Below are 19,282 nucleotides of genomic sequence, written 5' to 3'. Positions count from 1 at the left end.
GTGACATGGCTTCTCTAAACATTCGACCCCGCTTCGCGCTTACCGGCCACGCCGGCAATCACCTGGAACTGACGGCGGACACCGGATGCCGAATCGAACTGTTCGTCCTCGCCGACGACATCGTCCGCGTGCTCGTCCTTCCCGACGGCGAACTACACGGTCCCCGCACCTGGGCGATTGCGCCGGGGATGGAGGACACAGCAGTCGAGGGCCGCGACCGCCGCGACATGAGCGGCTTCGGTGAAACGCAATACACGCTATCGAACGCGGCGGAGCGCGTTGTCGTCGAAACGGCCTGCGTACGTCTTACCGTCGAGCACGACGGCGGATTTTGCTCGTGGGAGGTGCTGCACGGCGACACATGGCATCGCGTGCTGAGCGACCGCAAGACGCAGGCGTACAACTTCGGCTGGTGGGACTCGCGCGTCTATCACTATGTCGAGCGCCAGCGCGGCGAAATGTTTATCGGGCTTGGCGAGCGTGCCGGTTCGCTCGATCGCGCAAACCAGAGCTACGAGATGCGCAACATCGACGCGATGGGCTACAACGCGCGCACGACCGATCCCCTTTACAAGCACATCCCGTTCTATGTGACATGGCAGCCGGAAAAGGCGACCGGCTTCGGCCTCTTCTACGACACCCTCGCCGACTGCCGCTTCGACATGGGCCGCGAACTGGATAACTACCACGGCGCGTACCGGCATTTCATCGCCGAACACGGCGACCTCGACTACTACTTCATCGCATCGCCCGGCACGCCGCTCTCGGCCGTCAAGCGCTTCACGTGGCTGACGGGCCGCCCCGCATGGATGCCGAAGTGGGGACTCGGCTACTCCGGCTCGACGATGAGCTACACCGACGCCCCCAATGCGCAGGAGCGCATGGGCGAATTCATCGAGCGATGCAGCGAGCACGACATCCTGTGCGACTCATTTCACTTGTCGTCGGGCTATACGTCGATCGGCGCGAAGCGTTATGTCTTCAACTGGAATCTCGACAAATTCCCTGACGTCGATGCGTTCGTCAATAGTTACCTCGAACATGGCGTGCGGCTGTGCGCGAACATCAAGCCGTGTCTGCTGCAGGACCATCCGGCGTTCAAGGAAGTCCATGAAGCCGGACTCCTCGTCCGTGCGGGCGACGGCAGTCCGGCGTGGGTGCAGTTCTGGGACGAGGTCGGTGCGTATCTCGACTTCACGAATCCCGCGACGATCGAATGGTGGAAGACGCGCGTCAAGGAAAGCCTCTTGCGCTATGGCGTGGCGGCCACCTGGAACGACAACAACGAGTTCGAAATCTGGACGCCGGATGCCATCGCGCAGGGCTTCGGCAAGCCGTATCCGGCGCATCAGGCGAAGGTGCTGCAAACGCAACTGATGATGCAGGCATCGCGCGACGCGCAACGCGAACACGCGCCCCACAAGCGCCCGTTCCTCGTGTCCCGCTCGGGCGGGGTCGGCATGCATCGATATGTGCAGACGTGGTCGGGCGACAACTACACGTCGTGGGAAACGTTGCGCTTCAACCTGAAGATGGGCCTGGGCCTCGCGATGTCGGGCGTATCGAACTCGGGGCACGACATCGGCGGATTTTCGGGGCCCGCGCCGGAGCCTGAACTGTTCGCGCGCTGGGTCGCATTCGGCATCTTCCTGCCGCGCTTCAGCATCCATTCATGGAACGACGACGGCAGCGTGAACGAGCCATGGATGTACCCGGACTTGACGCGTCAAGTCGCCGATCTGATCAAGCTGCGTTACCGGCTGATTCCCTACCTCTATGAGCTGCTGTGGCAGTCGCACAGCGCCTATGAGCCGGTCCTGCGTCCGTTGTTCGCGGAGTTTCCCGGCGATCCGAACTGCCTCGCCGATGGCGACGACATGATGCTCGGCGCATCGCTGCTGGTGGCGCCGGTCGTGGAACCGGGGCAAAGCACGCGCGAGGTCTATCTTCCGTCCGGGCAACGCTGGGTTTCCTGGTGGAGCGGCAAAGTTTTCGACGGCGGCCGCACGGTCCGCTTGCCCGCGCCGTTCGAGCAACCCGTCATGTTGATTCGCGAAGGCAGCGTGATTGCGCTCAATGTGGCCGAACAGCATTTCGGACGACCCGCCGACGAGCGCGCATTCATCGTCGTGCCATTGACCGCGCCGGGCGTTGCGCGCGGCGGCTGTGTCGAGGACGACGGCGAAAGCGAAGCGTGGCGTAGCGGAGCGCAAGGCCGGTGGAATGTTTCCATCGAAACGACAGAGCAAAGCCTGCTGGTTTCCGTCACGCGCGAGGGGCGGATGCCCGACGCGCAATCGCAAGTGAAGCTGCTGATCCCGGCTGGCGACATGCGTCCGGTTGCGTGCGCGGGTGGGGAACTGATGGGCGACGAAACGTCGGCGGGCTGGCGCAACCTGACCGTCCGGGTCATCTGACAAACAACATTTCAAGGCGATACCTGATGAACAAGCGGAACAAGCGGAAGATGAACAAACATAGGCGGACGCGCGTACGGACTCTGGCCCTCTCCTTCGTGCCGCTGTGCGGCGTGACGCTGTCGTCGGGCGTCATGGCGCAATCGAGCGTGAGCCTGTACGGCGTCGTCGACGATGCCTTCACCTATGTCAGCAACCAGCGCGGACATTCGAACTTCTACTTGAGCCAGGGCAATCTGCAAGCGAGCAAGTTCGGGTTGCTTGGCGCCGAAGAACTCGGTGGCGGCACGCGGGCCATCTTCCGTCTCGAAAGCGGATTCAACTCCCTCACGGGAGCGCAAAGCAGTGCCGGCTTCATCTTCAACCGGCAAGCTTATGTCGGCTTGAACAACGATACGTACGGCACGGTCACGCTCGGCCGCCAGTACACGCCCTACTTCAACATGGTCGGCAGCCTCGGTCCCACCGGCGTGCTGACGGGCGCCACGGGCGCGCACCCGGGCGACCTCGACGCACTCGATACGACCTTGCGCTTCAACAACTCGGTGACCTACGCGTCGCCGGTCCTTGCGGGCCTGCAATTCAGCGCGCAATACGCGCTGGGCGGCGTACCGGGAAGCGTCACGAACGGCAGCAACTTCAGCGCGGCCCTGCGCTATGACTACAAGGCGTTTGCCGTCGCCGCGGGCTACGTCAAGCTGAAGGACATCGCGACCAGTCAGGCGCTCGGGACCTTCGCCATCAACTCGCCGGTGAACAACGGCTACGCGTCCGCGCACAGCGCTCAACTGATCGCGACGGCGGCGCGCTACAACTTCGACAACCTGATGGTCGGCGTCAACTATTCGAATGTGCAGTACGCGCCGGGTTCGGGATCGCTGTTCGCGGGCGAAGCCGTGTTCAATACCTACGGCGTCATATCGACGTACCGCTTCACGCCTGCGGTGATTGTCGGGGCCGGCTACAGCTACACGATGGCGAGCAAGGCGAATGGCATCAGCGATCCGGCCCGCTACCACCAGGTGTCGCTCGAAGAAACCTACAGCTTGTCGAAGCGCACGACGCTCTATGCGCTCCAGGCGTATCAGCACGCGCAGGGCAAGTCGCTCGTCGCGGCGGGATCGGGCGCCACGAGCATCGTCGACGCCGTCGCCGTCGTGGGCGACTCGCAGAATACTTCGCCGTCGTCGGGACCGTCGCAATTCGTCGGCATGGTCGGGATCCGGCACGCGTTCTGAGTTCTGTCTCCTGTGCTTTGCGCCGCATGAACCGATGGACATGCGCGCCGCCCGTATCCCGATTCCTTCAACTTTGTCCGGAGCGTTCGTGTCATGAGCGGGCCTCGCTACATTCTCGCGCTCGATCAGGGAACGACCAGTTCCCGCGCGATCCTTTTCGACCGCAGCGGCGCACCCGTCGCTGCCGTGCAGCGCGAGTTCGCGCAGCACTATCCGCACCCGGGATGGGTCGAGCACGATCCGCACGATATCTGGCAATCGCAACTGGCCGTCGCGCATGAAGTGTTGCGCAAGGCCGGCGCGCAAGCATCCGATATCGCCGCGATCGGCATCGCGAACCAGCGCGAGACGACGCTCCTTTGGGATCGCGCGAGCGGTGAGCCGGTCGGCCCGGCGATCGTCTGGCAGGACCGCCGCACCGCGGCGCACTGCGAACGGCTCGCGGCGCAAGGTGCCGCGCCGCTGATCCAGAGCAGGACGGGCTTGCTGATCGACCCGTACTTCTCCGGCACCAAGCTTGCATGGCTGCTCGACAGCGCACCCGGCGTGCGCACGCGCGCGGAGCGTGGCGAGCTGGCGTTCGGCACTGTCGATGGCTGGCTCGTCTGGCAACTGAGCGGCGGCCGGCGCCACGTGACCGATGCGTCGAATGCATCGCGCACCTCGCTGTTCAATATCGAAACCCTCGACTGGGACGACGACCTGCTCGCGCTCTTCGGCATTCCGCGCGCCGTGTTGCCCGAGATCGTGCCTTCGAGCGGCGCGCTTGCGCATACCGATGCATCGTTGTTCGGCGCGAGCCTGCCCATTACCGGCATCGCCGGCGACCAGCAAGCGGCGACCTTCGGCCAGGCGTGCGTCGAACCGGGACTCGCGAAGAACACCTATGGCACCGGCCTTTTCCTGCTGATGAACACGGGCGCGCAGCCGGTCGCATCGAGCCATCGGCTTGTCACGACGGTCGGTTGGCAACTCGGCGCGCACAGGACGTATGCGCTCGAAGGATCGGTCTTCATGGGCGGCGCGATCATCCAGTGGCTGCGCGACGGGCTCGGCATCATCGAGAGCGCGCCGGAGATCGAAGCGCTCGCCGCGCAATGCGCAAGCAGCGAAGGCGTGATCCTCGCGCCCGCTTTTGCGGGACTCGGCGCGCCGTACTGGGACCCCTACGCGCGCGGCACCCTCCTCGGCATGACGCGCGGGACGGGACGCGCGCACATCGCGCGTGCCGCACTCGACGCCATCGCGTTGCAGACGGTCGACGTGCTGAGCGCGATGGAGGCCGATGCGGGCATCGCGGTAAGCGAGTTGCGCGTGGACGGCGGAGCGTCGCAATGCGACCTGCTGCTGCAGATCCAGGCCGACCTGCTCGGCAGGCCGGTCGTGCGGCCCGCCGTGATCGAAACCACCGCGCTGGGCGCGGCGTACCTCGCCGGACTTGAAACCGGCTTCTGGTCGGGCCTCGACGAAATCGCGCAGCAATGGCGCGCGGCGCGACGTTTCGAACCCGCGATGTCGGCCGACGAGCGCGGCCAGCGGATCGCCCAATGGCATCGCGCGATCGACCGCGCTCGCGCGTGGGACGTGCCGGCCGATCAACCTTGCAGCGCAACCTGACTCCGACATGCAATCAATCATTCCCCCCGACCGCGCGAGTCTCCTGCGCGAACTCGACCAGACGGCGCTCTGGGATGTCGTCGTGATCGGCGGCGGCGCGACCGGTCTCGGCACGGCCGTCGATGCCGCGTCGCGGGGTTATCGCACGCTGTTGCTCGAAGCGCGGGACTTCGCAAAAGGCACCTCCAGCAAAGCGACCAAGCTGGTCCACGGCGGCGTGCGGTATCTCGCGCAGGGCAATATCGCGCTGGTTCGCGAGGCGTTGCGCGAGCGCGGCCTGCTCGCGCGCAATGCGCCGCATGTCGTCAGCGCGCTCGGCTTCGTGGTGCCCGCGTATCGCCGGCGCGACAAGCCGTACTATGGCGCCGGACTGAAGATCTACGACTGGCTCGCGGGTTCGTTGAATCTCGCCGCGAGCCGCAGCCTGAGTCTCGCCGAAACGCGCGCCGAAATGCCGACGCTCGCCGAGCGTTTGCACGGGCGACCGCTGCGCGGCGGAACGATCTACTACGACGGCCAGTTCGACGACGCACGGCTCGCCATCACGCTCATGCGCACCGTGTTCGATCTCGGCGGCGTGGCGCTGAACAATGCCGCGGTGCGCGGAGTGACTTTCGACGACGCCGCCAGGGAACATCTGATCGCCGTCGAGGAAGTCGAGACGGGCGATCGGCTGACGGTGCGCGCGCGCTGCGTCGTCAATGCGACGGGCGTCTGGGTGGACGCCATCCGCGCGATGGCGGACCCGTCGGCGCGTCCGATCGTCGCTCCGAGCCAGGGCGTTCACCTGACCTTGCCGGGGCACTTTCTCAAGAGCCGTCATGCGATCCTGGTGCCGAAGACGGATGACGGCCGCGTCTTGTTCGTCGTGCCATGGCATGGCAGGACGATCATCGGGACGACCGACACGCCCCGTAGCGACCTGCCGCTTGAACCGCGCGCGAGCGATGAGGAAGTGGACTTCATCCTCAAGACCGCTGCGGACTATTTGTCGGTCGCGCCGACGAGAGACGATGTGCTGAGCGTCTGGGCGGGGCTCCGGCCGCTGGTCAAGGGCGACGACAGTGCATCGACTGCGGCGCTGTCGCGGGAGCATACGGTCGAGTTGCATTCCACCGGGATGATCACCGTGACGGGCGGCAAGTGGACGACCTACCGGCACATGGCGCAGGAAGTGATCGACCTTGCGGTCGCGAAGGGGATACTGCCGGCGGCGCCATGTTGCACTGACGCGCTGCCGTTGCATGGGGCGGTTGGCTTTAGCGGGGATGGCGGGTATTACGGGACCGACGAGAGCGTCGTCGCGCAACTGCCGGGGGCGTCGAACGTGCTTGTGGAGGCGAGCGGACTGACCGAGGCGCAGGTGAGGTTCGCGGCCCAGGCGGAACTCGCGCGCTGCGTGGAAGATGTGCTGGCGCGGCGGAACCGCGCGCTGTTTCTCGATGCGGCGGCGGCGCGGCGGGCCGCGCCGGAGGTTGCAAGGGTTATGGCGGAGGTGTTGGGGTTTGGTGAAAGGTGGCAGCGGGAGCAGGTGGAGCGGTTTGAGGTGTTTGCGCGGGGGTGGGGGTTGGGGTGAGGTGTGGTTTCCTGCTGCGTTTCGTGCTGGCGTTTTTATGGGGCCGCCCGTGATTGCATGACCGTTACTGGCCAGACGCCTCCGTCGGCGTTCCGCTTTAGCTTACGCGTTGTCTTACGAGGCCCGCGAGTCGAGTTTTATCCTGACGGTTTCGATTTGATTGTCCCGTCATAGTCGTCTGGCATGATGCATGGTCGCCTGTTCGGCGCGCAGTGCGCCAAGGCCAGGCAAAAAAAACCCCTCCGCGAATTTCGACCGGATAGCCTATGTGCAGGCCGCGCCGCGCGCTTGCATCGCAGATCCACCGGGACAATAGGAATCGAACACATGAGCTTTGTACACTTTATCGGCGGGGAAAAAGGCGGGGTCGGGAAATCGCTCGTCGCCCGCGTTCTGGCGCAGTACTTCATCGACCACAACTTGCCGTTTCTGGGCTTCGACACGGACCGCTCACACGGAGCGCTGCTGCGCTACTACGCCGATTTCACCGCGCCCGCCGCGCTCGACGACCACGACAGTCTCGACCCGGTTATCGAGCAAGCTCTCGAACAACCCGAGCGCCGCATCCTTGTCGACCTCGCAGCGCAGACCCAACAATCGATCTCCAAGTGGTTCGACGACGCCGACGTGCTCGGTATCGCGCAGGAAAACGGCATTGCACTCACGTGGTGGCAGGTCATGGACGCGGGCCACGATTCGGTCGACCTGTTGCGGCAATGGCTCGATCAGTTCGGCGGCAAGTTGCGCCTCGTGATCGTGCTGAACGAAATCCGAGGCGAGCGCTTCGAATTGCTGGAAGCCTCAGGCCAACGTCAGCGCGCGGAAGCGCTTGGTGCGAACGTCGTTTCGCTGCGCCATCTTCCCGACACGACGATGCAGAAAATCGACCAGAAAAATTCGAGCTTCTGGGCCGCGGCATATCATCCGGATCGCGCGAGCACCGGTCTTGGCATGCTTGAACGCCAGCGGGTCAAGGTCTGGCTCAACCGCATTTATGAGGAAATCGACAAGGTCGCGCCCTGACCGACGAGTGGCGAGCCTCGACGGATCGGGAAGTTCGGTGTCTGCCCGCCATTCGCTGTCCCTCCTCTGATGCGAACGTCCCCTGCCGACCCGTTCCTGCCTTTCAGTTAGTTTCTGCGAATGTCACTACCCCGCTCCCAAGCGGCCGTTTTGCCCTACGTGTCGCCATCGGGTGTGACTGGAGGCCGTCGGTTCGTGTTCGCTCCGTCCATGCTCACGCAGGACTATTTGTCCCGATTGAACGACCCGATTGTCGATCCATCCGCGATTCCTGGTGACTTTTTTTGTCTCGGCTTTTTATGTGTCCGATTCTGGCTCATTAGAAATTTCCGACTCCTGCCCGAGGCGCACGGTGGCGGGATGCGTCGATAAGGGGGCATCATGAAAGGACGTGGCCTGATCACGGCGAGCATGCGCGGACTGGAACGAGTCAAGATCATCGAGGCCGTCGCGGAAGGGCGCCTGCGGTGTTTTAAGGCGGCTGAGCGGCTGGAGCTCGGTGAACGGCATATCGCAGCGCTGAGGACCCGACAGTCAGGGGCGCCCGTCGGTCCCAGGCGTATAGTCGTTTTTGCGCGCAGCCGTTGCAGTTCACGGCCCCCTTCAGGAGGCAGCCCCGTCAGCGCCCACGTAGGCTGCAAAGGACGACCACCATTATGAACACGACCAATCGAAACGCCATCTTCCATCTGCTGAACCAGGCGGGGCGAGTCAGGGGGCTGGACTGGGAGTCACGCGTCGACTTCGGAGCGCTGATACCTCTGATGGACCGATGGTATGACGACTACAAGGCCTTTGAGCGCGACGACACCATCGCCTGCGCCTTCCGCGAGCAGCGGCTGTCGGTGAAGGGCATGGACCCCGTCTGGCAGGATTCGATCGCCTTCAAGGGCGCTGACAAGCAGATGCATCGCTTCGTTGACCCGCGTGGCATGTCGTATGCCCTCGACAAGGGATTGAGCGGTATGCGTCTGAGGATCGACCCACGTAACTTTCTGCCCTTTGAAGGCGGTGACAGCAAGAAGCTGGACCTGGGCCTTCACGACACCAGTTCCGGGCTGATGAGTGCGCAGCGACCCATCAGTGAGCAGCAGTACAAGAAGCTGGAGGCTGGCATGGACAATGTGACCAAAAAGCTTTACGTCTTCATGCCGCTGGGGTACCAGGAGGATCAAGCCTTGTTCCAAATGCTCAACGACCTGGGCAAACGCGTGCGCCTGGAGCGGCCCGAATTCTACCGTCTGGTCAGGTTCATCCGGGCTCGCATGACGCGGGTGAAGCTGGCTGCGGAGCACGACATGAGCACGAACTTCTCGCTGGCCACTCCTGTAAGCTACAAGATCAACAGCGCGGGCGACACGGTGCCGAAGTTCCAATTCGGCCTGCTCGCCGAGACGGGTGCCACCGTGAGGGACAAGGAGTACCTGAACGACGCCGGCAAAGAGGCGCTGAAGACAAAAGCAAAATGGGGGAAGCCTGACGGTAAGATCAAAACGGTCCCCTTCACGCCCGAACTGCTCTCCGCCAGACGGCAGGCCGCCATCAATTACCAGAAACTCGTGCTCGACCAGTACAGCTACGGCGAAGTGACGATTGCCTACCGCAAGCACGAAGGCGGTTTTCCGCTCTTCACGATGTTCTCACACGACGACAAAGGTTTCCTGGTAGGCACGGTCGACAACGACACCTGGGTAGCGAAGAATCCCAAGGAGATCATTCCCGACCGCCCAGTCTGAAGGCGGCGGCGTTGCCGGGCCAGGCGATGTTGACCTTATTGCACTGAAAACCAGTGGTGGGGATTGGTGTGTACCGTCAGTTCCGCCGCCGCCGCTGACCGCTGATCAGATTTCAACGCTCGAGAAGGCGTTTGCGGGTCCATTGCATTCGACGGAAAAACAGCCCTACCCGGATTGGCCCTGGGACGCCAGAGTGAGTGCGCAGTCAGGTACCACGTATAGCCAGAACTGGCGCTCATGATGTCTTGGCGGCTATGCATCGGCGACCAGCAATGCAACCAAGCTGGTCTTTGCACCCGCGGAAGCGGTGGTCTATACCGCGCCGCCACGCGTGCCCATCTCGACGGCTGATGCCCTCAGCTACTCGCTTGCCTACACCTTCGATACCGATCCACAAACGCTGACCGGTCCCCAGGAATCTATGCGCAGTCGGCGGCACCAGCGACCGACAGTTCAATATGCTGCCGCAGCTCGTGAGCTGGGTGGAGAGCGGCGTAGCACTCGACTTGGTCATTGCCAGTGCTACAAACCCTGGTTACCCCAATGTTGCGTCGCGGAGTCGCCCTCTCTGTCCCTACCCGCAGCAGTCACGCTACGGACGATCTGGAGGTATTAACGTTGCTGCGTACTTTGTTTGCCGTTAGAAAGCGACGTCACCCTCGACTGAGGCCTGATTCGTATAAGCGGCCGAATGGGGGAAACCGCAGGGGGCGCCCGTTTGGAAGGCGCTCCCCGCAACTTGCAGTAGCAGCGCTCAATCACTTCACTGGCTCTCTTGGGACAGAGGCCATCTCAAGCGCGTGTTCGTGCGTGCGGACGGCCGGACCACCGAGAGCAGAAGCGACCATCGGCGCACGTCACCTATGCACCAATGAACGGCCGTACGGCGCCAAACCACGACTGTCCCTTCCTGGCCGACTCCCGCCCGTCGCGGTATGGCGCGGTGCCCCTGCATCCCCCAAACCGCACCAATCGTCACGACAGCCAGGCGACTCGTCGGCGTGAGCGATTCCACTCTGCAAAACCCACCCCAAAGCCGTAATCAACCATCCGCCCCCCTTCATAAAACCCCCTGACCACCACCCCCAAAAACCTATCGTCATATCCGACCATTACCTGACCGCCACCTCATCCAGGCAACGCGGAGGGCACCATGAGCAAGCTGACGGACAGCATCAACACCTTCGTAACCGGCGACCTCGTATTCACGCGCCACCCGCCCACGAGTCCGCAGCCGATCCACGTCACCGTGTTCCTCGAACCGCGCGCCGGCCTCGGCGGGCGCAGCTACGTTCACGCGGGCGCAACGCAACTGGAAATCGCGGACGCAGCGACCTACAGGCGCGAATGCTCCTGTCCTTCGACGATGTCGGCCTCACGTGGCAACCCGAGAAGATCCGCACCTGCTTGCAGACGCTCAACGGGCTCGTCGACGCCAAGTACTTAAGCTCGCCCATCCTGTCGGAACGTGTGCGGAAAATCGGCTGGCGCACGGTGGCTTTCGACGCCTACTGATCAAAGGCTCAGGGCGCGGGCGAGGCGCTGCAAGACGGCGTCCTCCGACAATGCGGATCGGCCGGCTTGAGATGAGCCGCACACGAATGTTCGGTATCGACATCGACATCGATATCGACAACCGGACGCGCTCAATCTCTGCACCGCCAAGTCCGCGAACGCTGGCGCCACGAAACGCAGCCTCGCACTACCCTTCCCGGTCTCACCAATCACCCGGCCGACTCGGCCTCGTCAGCCGAAGGCTTGGGGCTGCGATCCGCCAACGCCTCGAGCAACGGTGCCGACGGAACAAAAAACAAGCCCCCGGTCACCGCCCGACTGTAATCGAGCAAGCGATCGTAGTTACCGGGCGGCCGTCCGACAAACATGTTCTCGAGCATCTGCTCGATGGGCTCGGGCGAGCTGGCATAACCGATGAAGTAGGTCCCGAACTCGCCCGCGCCGGGTCGGCCGAAGGCCATGTTGTGGCGCAGGATCTTGACTTCCTGACCGTCCTTTTCGATCGTCGTCAGCGAACTGTGCGACGACGACGGCTTGACCCCTTCGGGAAGCTCGACATCGGACAGCTTCTTGCGGCCGATGATGCGTTCCTGTGCCTCGACGGGAAGCGATTCCCACGCGACCATGTCGTGCAGGTATTTCTGCACGATCACATAACTGCCCCCCGCGAATTCGCGGTCCTGATCGCCGATCAGCGCGAAATCGAGCGCCTCGCGGCCTTGCGGGTTTTCCGTGCCATCGACGAAACCGACCATGTCGCGCAGGTCGAAATAGCGGAAGCCATGAACCTCGTCGACCACCGATACCGCCTCGCCCAGCCGCGCCATCAACTGGGCGGCGAGTTCGAAGCAGAGATCCATATGGTCGGCGCGGATATGCAGCAGGATATCGCCCGGCGTACCGATCGCGCGGCGCGTGCCGTCGCCAAACTCGCGGAACGCGTGCAGGCACGCGGGACGCGGCGCACCGAAAAGCGTATTCCATGCATCGAAGCCGAAGCCGCACACGCATGACAGATCAGCCGTGGGCGCGCGCGTACCCACGGCGCGAACCAGGGCGGCGATGTCGGCACACACCGCGCGCACGGTGTTCTCGCTTTCGACGCCGGGCTTGAGCGTGGCGACGAGAAAAATGGCGCTGCGGGTAATGGAATGGCAAACGGCTTGCGGTTCTGGGATGTCGTCAGGCATCGGACACATTCTCTCGACTCGCTAAAAAATCACGGCAACAGGGGGATGGGGTCTTGAGCGAAAGGCAGGACCCCGCTGGTTGGAACGAGTCCAGCAAGGTTAATCAATTCCAGCGAGCAGCGCGAGGGTAAAGACCGTGACACTTGCAGGTTGCGCCGGTCGTCGCGGCGATGAAAGCTACACCCAGCGCCAGATGCCCGCAGCCCAACCGGCGAGCGGAACATGAGCCCAGGTCGCGGCGAGCCACACCACGACGCCGCCCAAAATGGCGTGCAGGCCAAACCCGCCGAGCCGCGCCCGGCCAGCGGCGATCGCCGCGAACGGCACGTAACTCGTCTTCGACTCCCATGCCGGCCAGAGATCGGGCTGGAGCCGTTCCTTCTTCCGGTCCTGCAACGCGGCGCCGACGAGCGCGAGGATGATCATGGCCGCTGCGACCACGATGTTCTTGGCCACCGGAAACACCGCGATGTGGCACAGCCCCCAGAGGGCGAACGCCCACATCATCGGATGGCGCGTCACCGCGTAGACGCCGCGCGCTGCTTCCGGGATCGCGCCGGGCCGGCCGCCCGTGGGAAGTGCCGGGTTGCGGATCAGCGAACCCATCAGGAGGATCGACGCGATCAGCATAAGCGCGGTCGCGATCGCCCAGAGGCCGTTCCCTACCGGCCAAAGCGGTGCCGTCAAAGGCGCCTTTCGGTATGCCACGATCATCCAGCCGAGCGTCAGGAACGCAACCAGCGAATAAAGGCCCAGGAACCCCCTTTCGCCGATGGCGCGGACCAGGCCCCCGCGCAGCGGATGGGACAGGAGAAAGTGGCTGCCCACGAAGGCGATTGCCGCCACCGCGACTGCGTTGGTGCTTTCCATTGGCCGGTTCCTCGATTCATGTCGTTGGCCGCTGTGGCGCGCTCGTTCGCGAAGCCGCGTGGCGCCGGCATCGAGCGTGCTTCGGCATGACGATGTCTTCATTCGGACATGTCGTCATCGCAATCTGGCCGCCATGGAAGGCGGAGAGTTGCCCTTGCCCCTATACAGTATCGAAGATTGGAACTTCGTGTGCCATCCAGGGGAAATCGACCTCGGCCGCTTCTCTCCATCGAAAAGTCTCGTTCACGCCGCTTTGCCTTCGCGCCATGCACGCGCTCCTGCAAGTGGGTAACGCTCCGGGACACCCCAACTCTAGCTTCGCTCGCGCTTGACCTGGATCAAGTGCGTTACGCCGCTCGCTCGTACAGTCGATGCAGGCCGGAAGCGGTATTCGCGCTCCCGCCCCTACCCACCGGAGACATGCGATGAACCTCAAAAGTATCGTTGTCCACCTCGACGCAAGCGAGCGCGCGCATGCGCGCCTGGAACTCGCACTACACCTCGCCAAGCGCTTCGATGCGCATCTGACCGGACTCTACGCCGTATTCGCACCCGAGGCGCGCTCGTTCTACGTGATGGCGGGCTCGGCTGCTTATTTCGAAACACACGATGCGTCGCGTCGCGAGCGGCGTGGCGCCATCGAACGGCTGTTCCATGCGGAAGTCGCCCGCGCATGCGTGAAGGGGGAATGGGTCGAGGCGCAGGGTCACGCCAATCTCGCGGTGCCGCGCGTTGGCCACTGTGCGGATTTGATCGTCGCGGGCCAGGAAGACCCGAACGACCCCGAGTCGTATATCGGCGAGCACTTCCCCGAGACGCTCGTGATGTCCGCGGGCCGGCCCTTGTTGCTCGTGCCCTACGCGGGCTTCTTCCCGTCGGTGGGCGAGCACGTGATGATCGCGTGGGATGGCAGCCGCGAAGCAACCCGCGCGGTGTACGACGCGCTGCCGCTTCTCAAGATCGCGAGGCGGGTGACGCTCGTCAGCATCGATTCAGAAAGCCACGACGGGACACCTGCGCGCATCTCCGGCTCGGACATCGCCGCGAGCATTGCGCGCCACGGCGTGCACGTCGAGGTGTCCGTGACGGAAGCGGTGGCCGACGCCAATGCAGGAGAACTGCTGCTATCGCGGGCCGCCGATCTGGGTGCGGATCTCGTCGTCATGGGCGGCTACGGCCACGCGCGCTGGCAGGAACTCATGCTGGGCGGCGCGACCCGCACCGTGCTTGGCTCGATGACCGTGCCTGTCCTGATGTCGCATTGAACGCACTTTGCGTTCCGAACCGACGAGACCCTCCATGTACACCCGAATCCTTGTTCCCATCGACGGCAGCGCAATCGCGAACCATGCGTTCGATGAGGCGCTGATGATCGCGCGTGCCACCGGCGCCGAGCTTCAGCCGCTTTACGTGGTCGATGTGCCGCCCGTGAGCGTCGCAGCGACCGCCGACTTCTATGTCGATATCCGCGATGCGTATGTGAATGAAGGCGCCGAGCTGAGCGTCGATGCCGCGGAGCGCCTGAAGCAGGCGGGCGTTCGGGGCGCGCCGCGGGTGGCGGATGTCGAACTGACCGGCGACGACATCGCGCACCGCATTCTCGCGAGCGCGCGGGAGTACGGCGCGGATCTCGTGGTGATGGGCACGCACGGACGGCGCGGCTGGCGGCGGATGGTGCTCGGCAGTGTGGCCGAGCAGTTCTTGCGCCTGTCGCCGTGCCCGGTGCTGCTGGTCCCGGAGCGCGCGTCCAAGGCGCAATCGGAGGCCGTGCGGGAGGAGTCGAACCTGCGAAAGGAGCCGTACTGATGTTTCGTTGAGGGGTCGGTGCGGCGAGCGCCGGCGCAGGTTCCGACAAACCCATCGCACCGGCAAGCAATGTATCCGTCCATCGGCGGCCGAGTCCACGCGCCTTCCTGCCTCTATCCGGCCGCCGAGTGGTTCGTCGAAGCCTTCGGGACGAACGCCGTCGGCGCATGGATCGCCCGCCATGCCGCGCCCGGCTGGTGGCAGCCCGTAGCCCTCGACATCGACCTGCCGGCCCGCTGCGCCGGCGCCTGTGCCTGCGAGCGCACGGATTGCGCGGATTGCGTGGACCGCGCCGATACGAGCCCATGCCTGTCGCAACTCGAAACGGAGATGGCGCTCTATCACGCGGCGCGCGGCGAACCTGCCGACGTGCTCGAAGTGCAATGGTCCGCCGGCGTGACGTCGCGCTCGCCCGCCGCGCTGGCCGCGCTTCGCGATGCAATCGACCGGCACTTCCGGCTCACGGCCAACGCGAACCGCGTGGCGGTCATCGATCCGTGCGACGCAACCGAGGTCTCGCTCGCGACGCTGCGTGCGCTCGGCGCGACCACGCTACGCATCCTGTCGTATGGGGACGGGCACGCGGCCGCCGCCGTCATCACGGCAACGCGCCGGCTCGGCTTTCCGTGGATCGAAGCCTGCGTGTCCGCCACCCCCGCGCGCCGCGTCCGCGAGGCCGCCCGCCTGATCGACTGCCTCATCGCCGCCGCGCCCGATCGAATCGTGCTTCCGGCTGCGCATCGCGGCGACGCGGCGCGGCGGCTCATCGATGCCGGCTATGCCTGCGTCGCGCGCAATGTGTTCGCACCGGCGTCAGGCCAAAGCGCCGACACCCGCGGCCCGCGCCCGGCAAATCGACCACCTTTCGCATGTTCAGCGCGTCCAGTCGGCTCCGTGATTGCGCTCGGCCCGCGCTCGGTCGGCCGGCTCGGGCCGCTGTCGTATCAGAATCACCGCGTGCCGCGCGATTATTTCGCCGCGCTCGAACGGGAAACGCTGCCCATCGAGCGCGGACTACTGCTGACGCACGACGACATCGTGCGCGGCGCGGTGATCGCAAGCTTGTCCGCCGATCTCTTCGTCGATATCGCGACGCTCGAGGCCGCTTTCTGCATCGACTTCCGCCGGTATTTCAGCGCCGAATGGAAGGCGCTGCGCAAGCTGGAACGCGCGGGCGCATTGTCGATCGGTGCGACACACCTCGTTCTTACGCCGCAAGGGCGGCTCGCGTGCGACGACGTGTGCCGCGTCTTCGATCGGCGGACTCGCATGCTGACCGAAGCCTGCACGCGCTCGCACCTGCTTTGAGCGGGCCGGAACAGCCAGGATCGGCGAGAATCGACGACAATGCTTTTGCCGGCGCCGCACGTCATTCGGACGCGCGCTTCTCCTGGCAACGTTCGTCGCATGTCTTCGATCCGGGGCTTTCATGGATGCTCGCGGTAAACCGCGCGCACGCGCTCTGCCGCTCCTGAGCGGCCTTGCCGCATTGCTGCTGGCAGGCGGCGCCGCGTTCGCGCGTGCCCGGCAGCGCAGCGGCGAGACGCGTGCGCAAGCAACGCGTAACGACGCGCGCATGCTCGCGATCGTGCGCACGTCGATGGAGGCGATCATCACGATCGACGAGGCGCAGCGCATCGTCATCTTCAATCCGATGGCTCAGAAGCTGTTTCGCTGCGCAGCCGGGGACGCGCTCGGCGCGCCGCTCTCGCGCTTCATTCCCGAACGCTTTCGCGAAGCGCACGCTCGCCACGTACGGCAGTTCGGCGTCACCGGCGTGTCGGATCGGCAAATGGGACGGCAGCTCGTGCTCTTCGGCCTGCGCGCCGACGGCGAAGAGTTCCCGATCGAAGCGTCGATCTCGCAGATCGACGACGACAACGGCAAGCTCTACACCGTCATGTTGCGCGACGTCACCGAGCGCATGAAAGCCGACGAAGCGCTCAGGCGTTCGCGCGAGGAATTGCGCGAACTGTCGGCGAATCTGCAGAACGTGCGCGAGGAGGAGAAGAGCCGGATCGCGCGCGAGTTGCACGACGATCTCGGCCAGCAACTGACCGCGCTGAAGATGGACCTGTCGTCGGTCGAGGCGGCGCTCGATGACGCGTCGCCGCCCATAGCCGAGATCGTCGGGCGGTTGCACAGCATGCGCGCGCTGGTCGACCGGACGGTCGCGTCGGTGCGGCGCATCGCGGCCGACCAGCGTCCCGTCATGCTCGACGACCTCGGCCTGCTGCCCGCCGTCGACTGGCTGGCCGACGACTTCACGAACCGCTATGGCGTCGAGGTCGAGCGTCGCATCGACTCGGGCGAGATCGCGTTCACGCCACACGCCGCGACCGCGCTCTTTCGCATCGTGCAGGAGGCGCTGACGAACGTCGCCCGCCACGCCGACGCCACGCGCGTCACGCTCGACATGCACATCGAAGCGGAGAATGTCATTCTCACCATCACGGACGATGGACGCGGCAGTCCCGGGACGAATGCCCAGCGCGGCAAATCGTTCGGCCTGATCGGCATGCGCGAGCGGGCCCGCATGCTGGGCGGGTCGGTGTCCGTCCGCACGGCCGGAGGCGAAGGGTTCGCGGTCACCGTGACATTGCCGCTACGCGCCGTCCAGCACGAGGAAGCACCAACATGACGACCCGGGTCCTCATCGCCGACGATCACGCGCTGGTGCGCGATGGCTTGCGGCACATCCTGACGAACGCGTCCGGCTTCGAGGTCGCGGGAGAGGCGAGCGATGGCGCGGGCACGCTCGCCCTCGTGCGCTCGACAGCGGCCCATGTGCTGGTGCTCGATCTCTCGATGCCGGGCCGCAACGGCATCGAACTCATCAGACAGATCAGGGACGAGAAGCCCGCACTGCGCATCCTCGTGCTCACGATGCACGCCGAGCAGCAATACGCGACCCGCGCCTTCAAGGCGGGCGCCGCTGGCTATCTGACCAAGGAAAGCGCGAGCGCGGAACTGGTCGCCGCGGTCACGAAGGTGGCGGCGGGCGGCGTGTACGTGAGCCTCGCGATGGCCGAGCGCCTGGCACAGAGCCTCGCGCAGAGCGTGAACGAACCCTCCGATGCGTTGCCGCATCAGCGCCTTTCGGACCGCGAGCTCGACGTGTTCCAGCGCATCTGCGCGGGCGAAACGATCACCGAGATCGGCGAGGCGCTGTGCCTGAGCGCGAAGACGGTCAGCACCTACAAGGCGCGCATTCTGGAGAAGATGCAGATGCCGCACGAAGCCGCACTCGTGCGGTATGCGGTGCGTCACAAGCTCTTCGACGACCGCAACGAGTTGTGATGCAGTCGAAGTCGTGCCGTGTCAGGAATGCCCTACACAGCTTCGCGAAACCCTACGCCAGCTTCCGCCATCGCCGATTTAATTTTGAGAACGGGCGTCCAATAATGGGCTGCGTGCGGCGCCTCGCGCGCGGCACGCGGCGCCGCCGCGAACGTTCAATGAGCCCAGGAGCCGGACATGCTATCCGCGATCGACAGTGCCACTTCCACGTCGGTGTGTCCTCCCGTGGCGCGGACCGCCCTCGTCGCAGCCAATGGCGGCAAGTGCGTGGCTGGCGCGCGCTGCTCCGGCTGCTCGATGCGGCGCGTCTGCGTGCCAGCGGACTTGTCGGCGGTCGAGTTCGCGCGGCTCGACTCCATCATCGGTTCGACGCGGGTCGTCAGGCGCGGCAAGATGCTGTATCGCGCGGGCGATCCCTTTCACAGCATCTACGCGGTGCGCACCGGTTGCTTCAAGACGCTGCTCACGCATCGCGACGGCCAGGAGCAGGTGACGGGCTTTCACCTGCCGGGCGACACGCTCGGCCTCGATGGTGTCTTCGACGATCGTCATGGCAGCGACGCCATCGCGCTGGAAGACAGCACGGTGTGCATCATTCCGTTCGACCTGCTCGAACTGCTGTGCCGCGAAGTCAAGGCGATGCAGCATCACATCCACCGGTTGATGAGCGGGGAAATCGTGCGCGAGTCGGGCCTCATGATGCTTCTCGGCACGATGACCGCCGAGCAGCGGGTCGCCGCATTCCTGCTCAATTTGTCGAAGCGGCTGAAGGCGCGCGGCTACTCGCCGGCGAACTTCGTGCTGCGCATGAGCCGCGAGGAAATCGGCAGCTATCTGGGGCTCAAGCTCGAGACGGTGAGCCGCATGTTCTCGAGACTGCAAAAGGCGGGCATCGTGGACGCGCGCGGCAAGGAGATTCGCATCCTCGATCACGAGCAACTGGAGCGGCTGTAGTCGCCCGCTGCTGACAAACGCGCTTCGATGGACCAGGGCG

The 19,282-nt window shown here is 64.7% G+C and carries 14 protein-coding genes and 2 pseudogenes; 14 read left to right on the top strand and 2 right to left on the bottom strand.

Going from position 1 to position 19,282, the window contains the following annotated elements; translation table 11 throughout:
* Window positions 1–5: 5 nt before the first annotated feature.
* The 8 genes and pseudogenes from AWB68_RS08085 (at window position 6) to AWB68_RS48160 (ending at window position 11,122) form a co-directional block, all read left to right on the top strand.
* Window positions 6–2,417: a glycoside hydrolase family 31 protein gene (locus tag AWB68_RS08085; protein WP_087643834.1), complete on the top strand. Its 2,412-nt coding sequence runs from the start codon at window positions 6–8 to the stop codon at window positions 2,415–2,417.
* 50 nt (window positions 2,418–2,467) lie between these two features.
* Window positions 2,468–3,655 (top strand): porin, encoded by a 1,188-nt coding sequence (locus AWB68_RS08080; protein WP_087643852.1) that lies wholly within the window; start codon window positions 2,468–2,470, stop codon window positions 3,653–3,655.
* A gap of 93 nt (window positions 3,656–3,748) precedes the next feature.
* The gene (gene glpK / locus AWB68_RS08075) at window positions 3,749–5,272 is read left to right on the top strand and encodes a glycerol kinase GlpK (protein WP_087643833.1); all 1,524 of its coding nucleotides are present in this window, start codon (window positions 3,749–3,751) and stop codon (window positions 5,270–5,272) included.
* 7 nt (window positions 5,273–5,279) lie between these two features.
* On the top strand, window positions 5,280–6,848 hold the full coding sequence (locus tag AWB68_RS08070; protein ID WP_087643832.1) for a glycerol-3-phosphate dehydrogenase/oxidase: 1,569 nt from the start codon (window positions 5,280–5,282) through the stop codon (window positions 6,846–6,848).
* A gap of 327 nt (window positions 6,849–7,175) precedes the next feature.
* A complete protein-coding gene (locus tag AWB68_RS08065) occupies window positions 7,176–7,871 on the top strand; it encodes a nucleotide-binding protein (protein ID WP_087643831.1) in 696 nt (231 codons plus the stop codon).
* Window positions 7,872–8,527: 656 nt separating this feature from the next.
* The gene (locus tag AWB68_RS08055) at window positions 8,528–9,607 is read left to right on the top strand and encodes a hypothetical protein (RefSeq protein ID WP_087643829.1); all 1,080 of its coding nucleotides are present in this window, start codon (window positions 8,528–8,530) and stop codon (window positions 9,605–9,607) included.
* A gap of 443 nt (window positions 9,608–10,050) precedes the next feature.
* Window positions 10,051–10,251, top strand: a pseudogene (locus AWB68_RS51340) (tannase/feruloyl esterase family alpha/beta hydrolase); the annotation flags it as partial.
* A gap of 703 nt (window positions 10,252–10,954) precedes the next feature.
* On the top strand, window positions 10,955–11,122 hold the full coding sequence (locus AWB68_RS48160; protein WP_160109986.1) for a hypothetical protein: 168 nt from the start codon (window positions 10,955–10,957) through the stop codon (window positions 11,120–11,122).
* Window positions 11,123–11,331: 209 nt separating this feature from the next.
* Here AWB68_RS48160 and AWB68_RS08045 read toward each other — a convergent pair whose 3' ends face one another.
* On the bottom strand, window positions 11,332–12,312 hold the full coding sequence (locus tag AWB68_RS08045; RefSeq protein ID WP_087643827.1) for a Dyp-type peroxidase: 981 nt from the start codon (window positions 12,310–12,312) through the stop codon (window positions 11,332–11,334).
* 177 nt (window positions 12,313–12,489) lie between these two features.
* A complete protein-coding gene (locus AWB68_RS08040) occupies window positions 12,490–13,182 on the bottom strand; it encodes an NnrU family protein (RefSeq protein ID WP_087643826.1) in 693 nt (230 codons plus the stop codon).
* 425 nt (window positions 13,183–13,607) lie between these two features.
* On the opposite strand from AWB68_RS08040, the gene AWB68_RS08035 reads away from it, so the two are divergent.
* The 6 genes and pseudogenes from AWB68_RS08035 to fnr all read left to right on the top strand — a co-directional run bounded on the left by AWB68_RS08035 (window position 13,608) and on the right by fnr (window position 19,242).
* Window positions 13,608–14,447: a universal stress protein gene (locus tag AWB68_RS08035; protein WP_087643825.1), complete on the top strand. Its 840-nt coding sequence runs from the start codon at window positions 13,608–13,610 to the stop codon at window positions 14,445–14,447.
* Window positions 14,448–14,481: 34 nt separating this feature from the next.
* Window positions 14,482–14,988: a universal stress protein gene (locus AWB68_RS08030; protein WP_087643824.1), complete on the top strand. Its 507-nt coding sequence runs from the start codon at window positions 14,482–14,484 to the stop codon at window positions 14,986–14,988.
* A 69-nt stretch (window positions 14,989–15,057) separates the two neighbouring features.
* Complete coding sequence (locus AWB68_RS08025) at window positions 15,058–16,296, top strand: hypothetical protein (RefSeq protein ID WP_087643823.1); 1,239 nt, start codon at window positions 15,058–15,060, stop codon at window positions 16,294–16,296.
* A 52-nt stretch (window positions 16,297–16,348) separates the two neighbouring features.
* A pseudogene (locus AWB68_RS08020) lies at window positions 16,349–17,629 on the top strand (PAS domain-containing sensor histidine kinase); the annotation flags it as partial.
* On the top strand, window positions 17,626–18,288 hold the full coding sequence (locus AWB68_RS08015; RefSeq protein WP_087643821.1) for a response regulator: 663 nt from the start codon (window positions 17,626–17,628) through the stop codon (window positions 18,286–18,288). The pseudogene AWB68_RS08020 and the gene AWB68_RS08015, both read left to right, overlap by 4 nt.
* Before the next feature lie 177 nt (window positions 18,289–18,465).
* Window positions 18,466–19,242: a fumarate/nitrate reduction transcriptional regulator Fnr gene (gene fnr / locus AWB68_RS08010; protein WP_087643820.1), complete on the top strand. Its 777-nt coding sequence runs from the start codon at window positions 18,466–18,468 to the stop codon at window positions 19,240–19,242.
* Window positions 19,243–19,282: the final 40 nt, after the last annotated feature.

The organism is Caballeronia choica, assembly GCF_001544535.1.
Classification (GTDB): Bacteria; Pseudomonadota; Gammaproteobacteria; order Burkholderiales; family Burkholderiaceae; genus Caballeronia; species Caballeronia choica.
The sequence above is the reverse complement of the archived record's forward strand: the minus strand, read 5'-3'. Positions and strand labels throughout refer to the sequence as shown.

Excerpts from the sequence above, each read along its gene's own strand:
- AWB68_RS08055 (WP_087643829.1), top strand. The coding sequence starts at position 8,528 with ATGAACACGACCAATCGAAACGCCATCTTCCATCTGCTGAACCAGGCG.
- AWB68_RS08080 (WP_087643852.1), top strand. The coding sequence starts at position 2,468 with ATGAACAAACATAGGCGGACGCGCGTACGGACTCTGGCCCTCTCCTTC.
- AWB68_RS08070 (WP_087643832.1), top strand. The coding sequence starts at position 5,280 with ATGCAATCAATCATTCCCCCCGACCGCGCGAGTCTCCTGCGCGAACTC.
- fnr (WP_087643820.1), top strand. The coding sequence starts at position 18,466 with ATGCTATCCGCGATCGACAGTGCCACTTCCACGTCGGTGTGTCCTCCC.
- AWB68_RS48160 (WP_160109986.1), top strand. The coding sequence starts at position 10,955 with ATGCTCCTGTCCTTCGACGATGTCGGCCTCACGTGGCAACCCGAGAAG.
- AWB68_RS08065 (WP_087643831.1), top strand. The coding sequence starts at position 7,176 with ATGAGCTTTGTACACTTTATCGGCGGGGAAAAAGGCGGGGTCGGGAAA.
- AWB68_RS08025 (WP_087643823.1), top strand. The coding sequence starts at position 15,058 with ATGTATCCGTCCATCGGCGGCCGAGTCCACGCGCCTTCCTGCCTCTAT.
- AWB68_RS08085 (WP_087643834.1), top strand. The coding sequence starts at position 6 with ATGGCTTCTCTAAACATTCGACCCCGCTTCGCGCTTACCGGCCACGCC.
- AWB68_RS08035 (WP_087643825.1), top strand. The coding sequence starts at position 13,608 with ATGAACCTCAAAAGTATCGTTGTCCACCTCGACGCAAGCGAGCGCGCG.
- AWB68_RS08030 (WP_087643824.1), top strand. The coding sequence starts at position 14,482 with ATGTACACCCGAATCCTTGTTCCCATCGACGGCAGCGCAATCGCGAAC.
- glpK (WP_087643833.1), top strand. The coding sequence starts at position 3,749 with ATGAGCGGGCCTCGCTACATTCTCGCGCTCGATCAGGGAACGACCAGT.
- AWB68_RS08045 (WP_087643827.1), bottom strand. The coding sequence starts at position 12,312 with ATGCCTGACGACATCCCAGAACCGCAAGCCGTTTGCCATTCCATTACC.
- AWB68_RS08040 (WP_087643826.1), bottom strand. The coding sequence starts at position 13,182 with ATGGAAAGCACCAACGCAGTCGCGGTGGCGGCAATCGCCTTCGTGGGC.
- AWB68_RS08015 (WP_087643821.1), top strand. The coding sequence starts at position 17,626 with ATGACGACCCGGGTCCTCATCGCCGACGATCACGCGCTGGTGCGCGAT.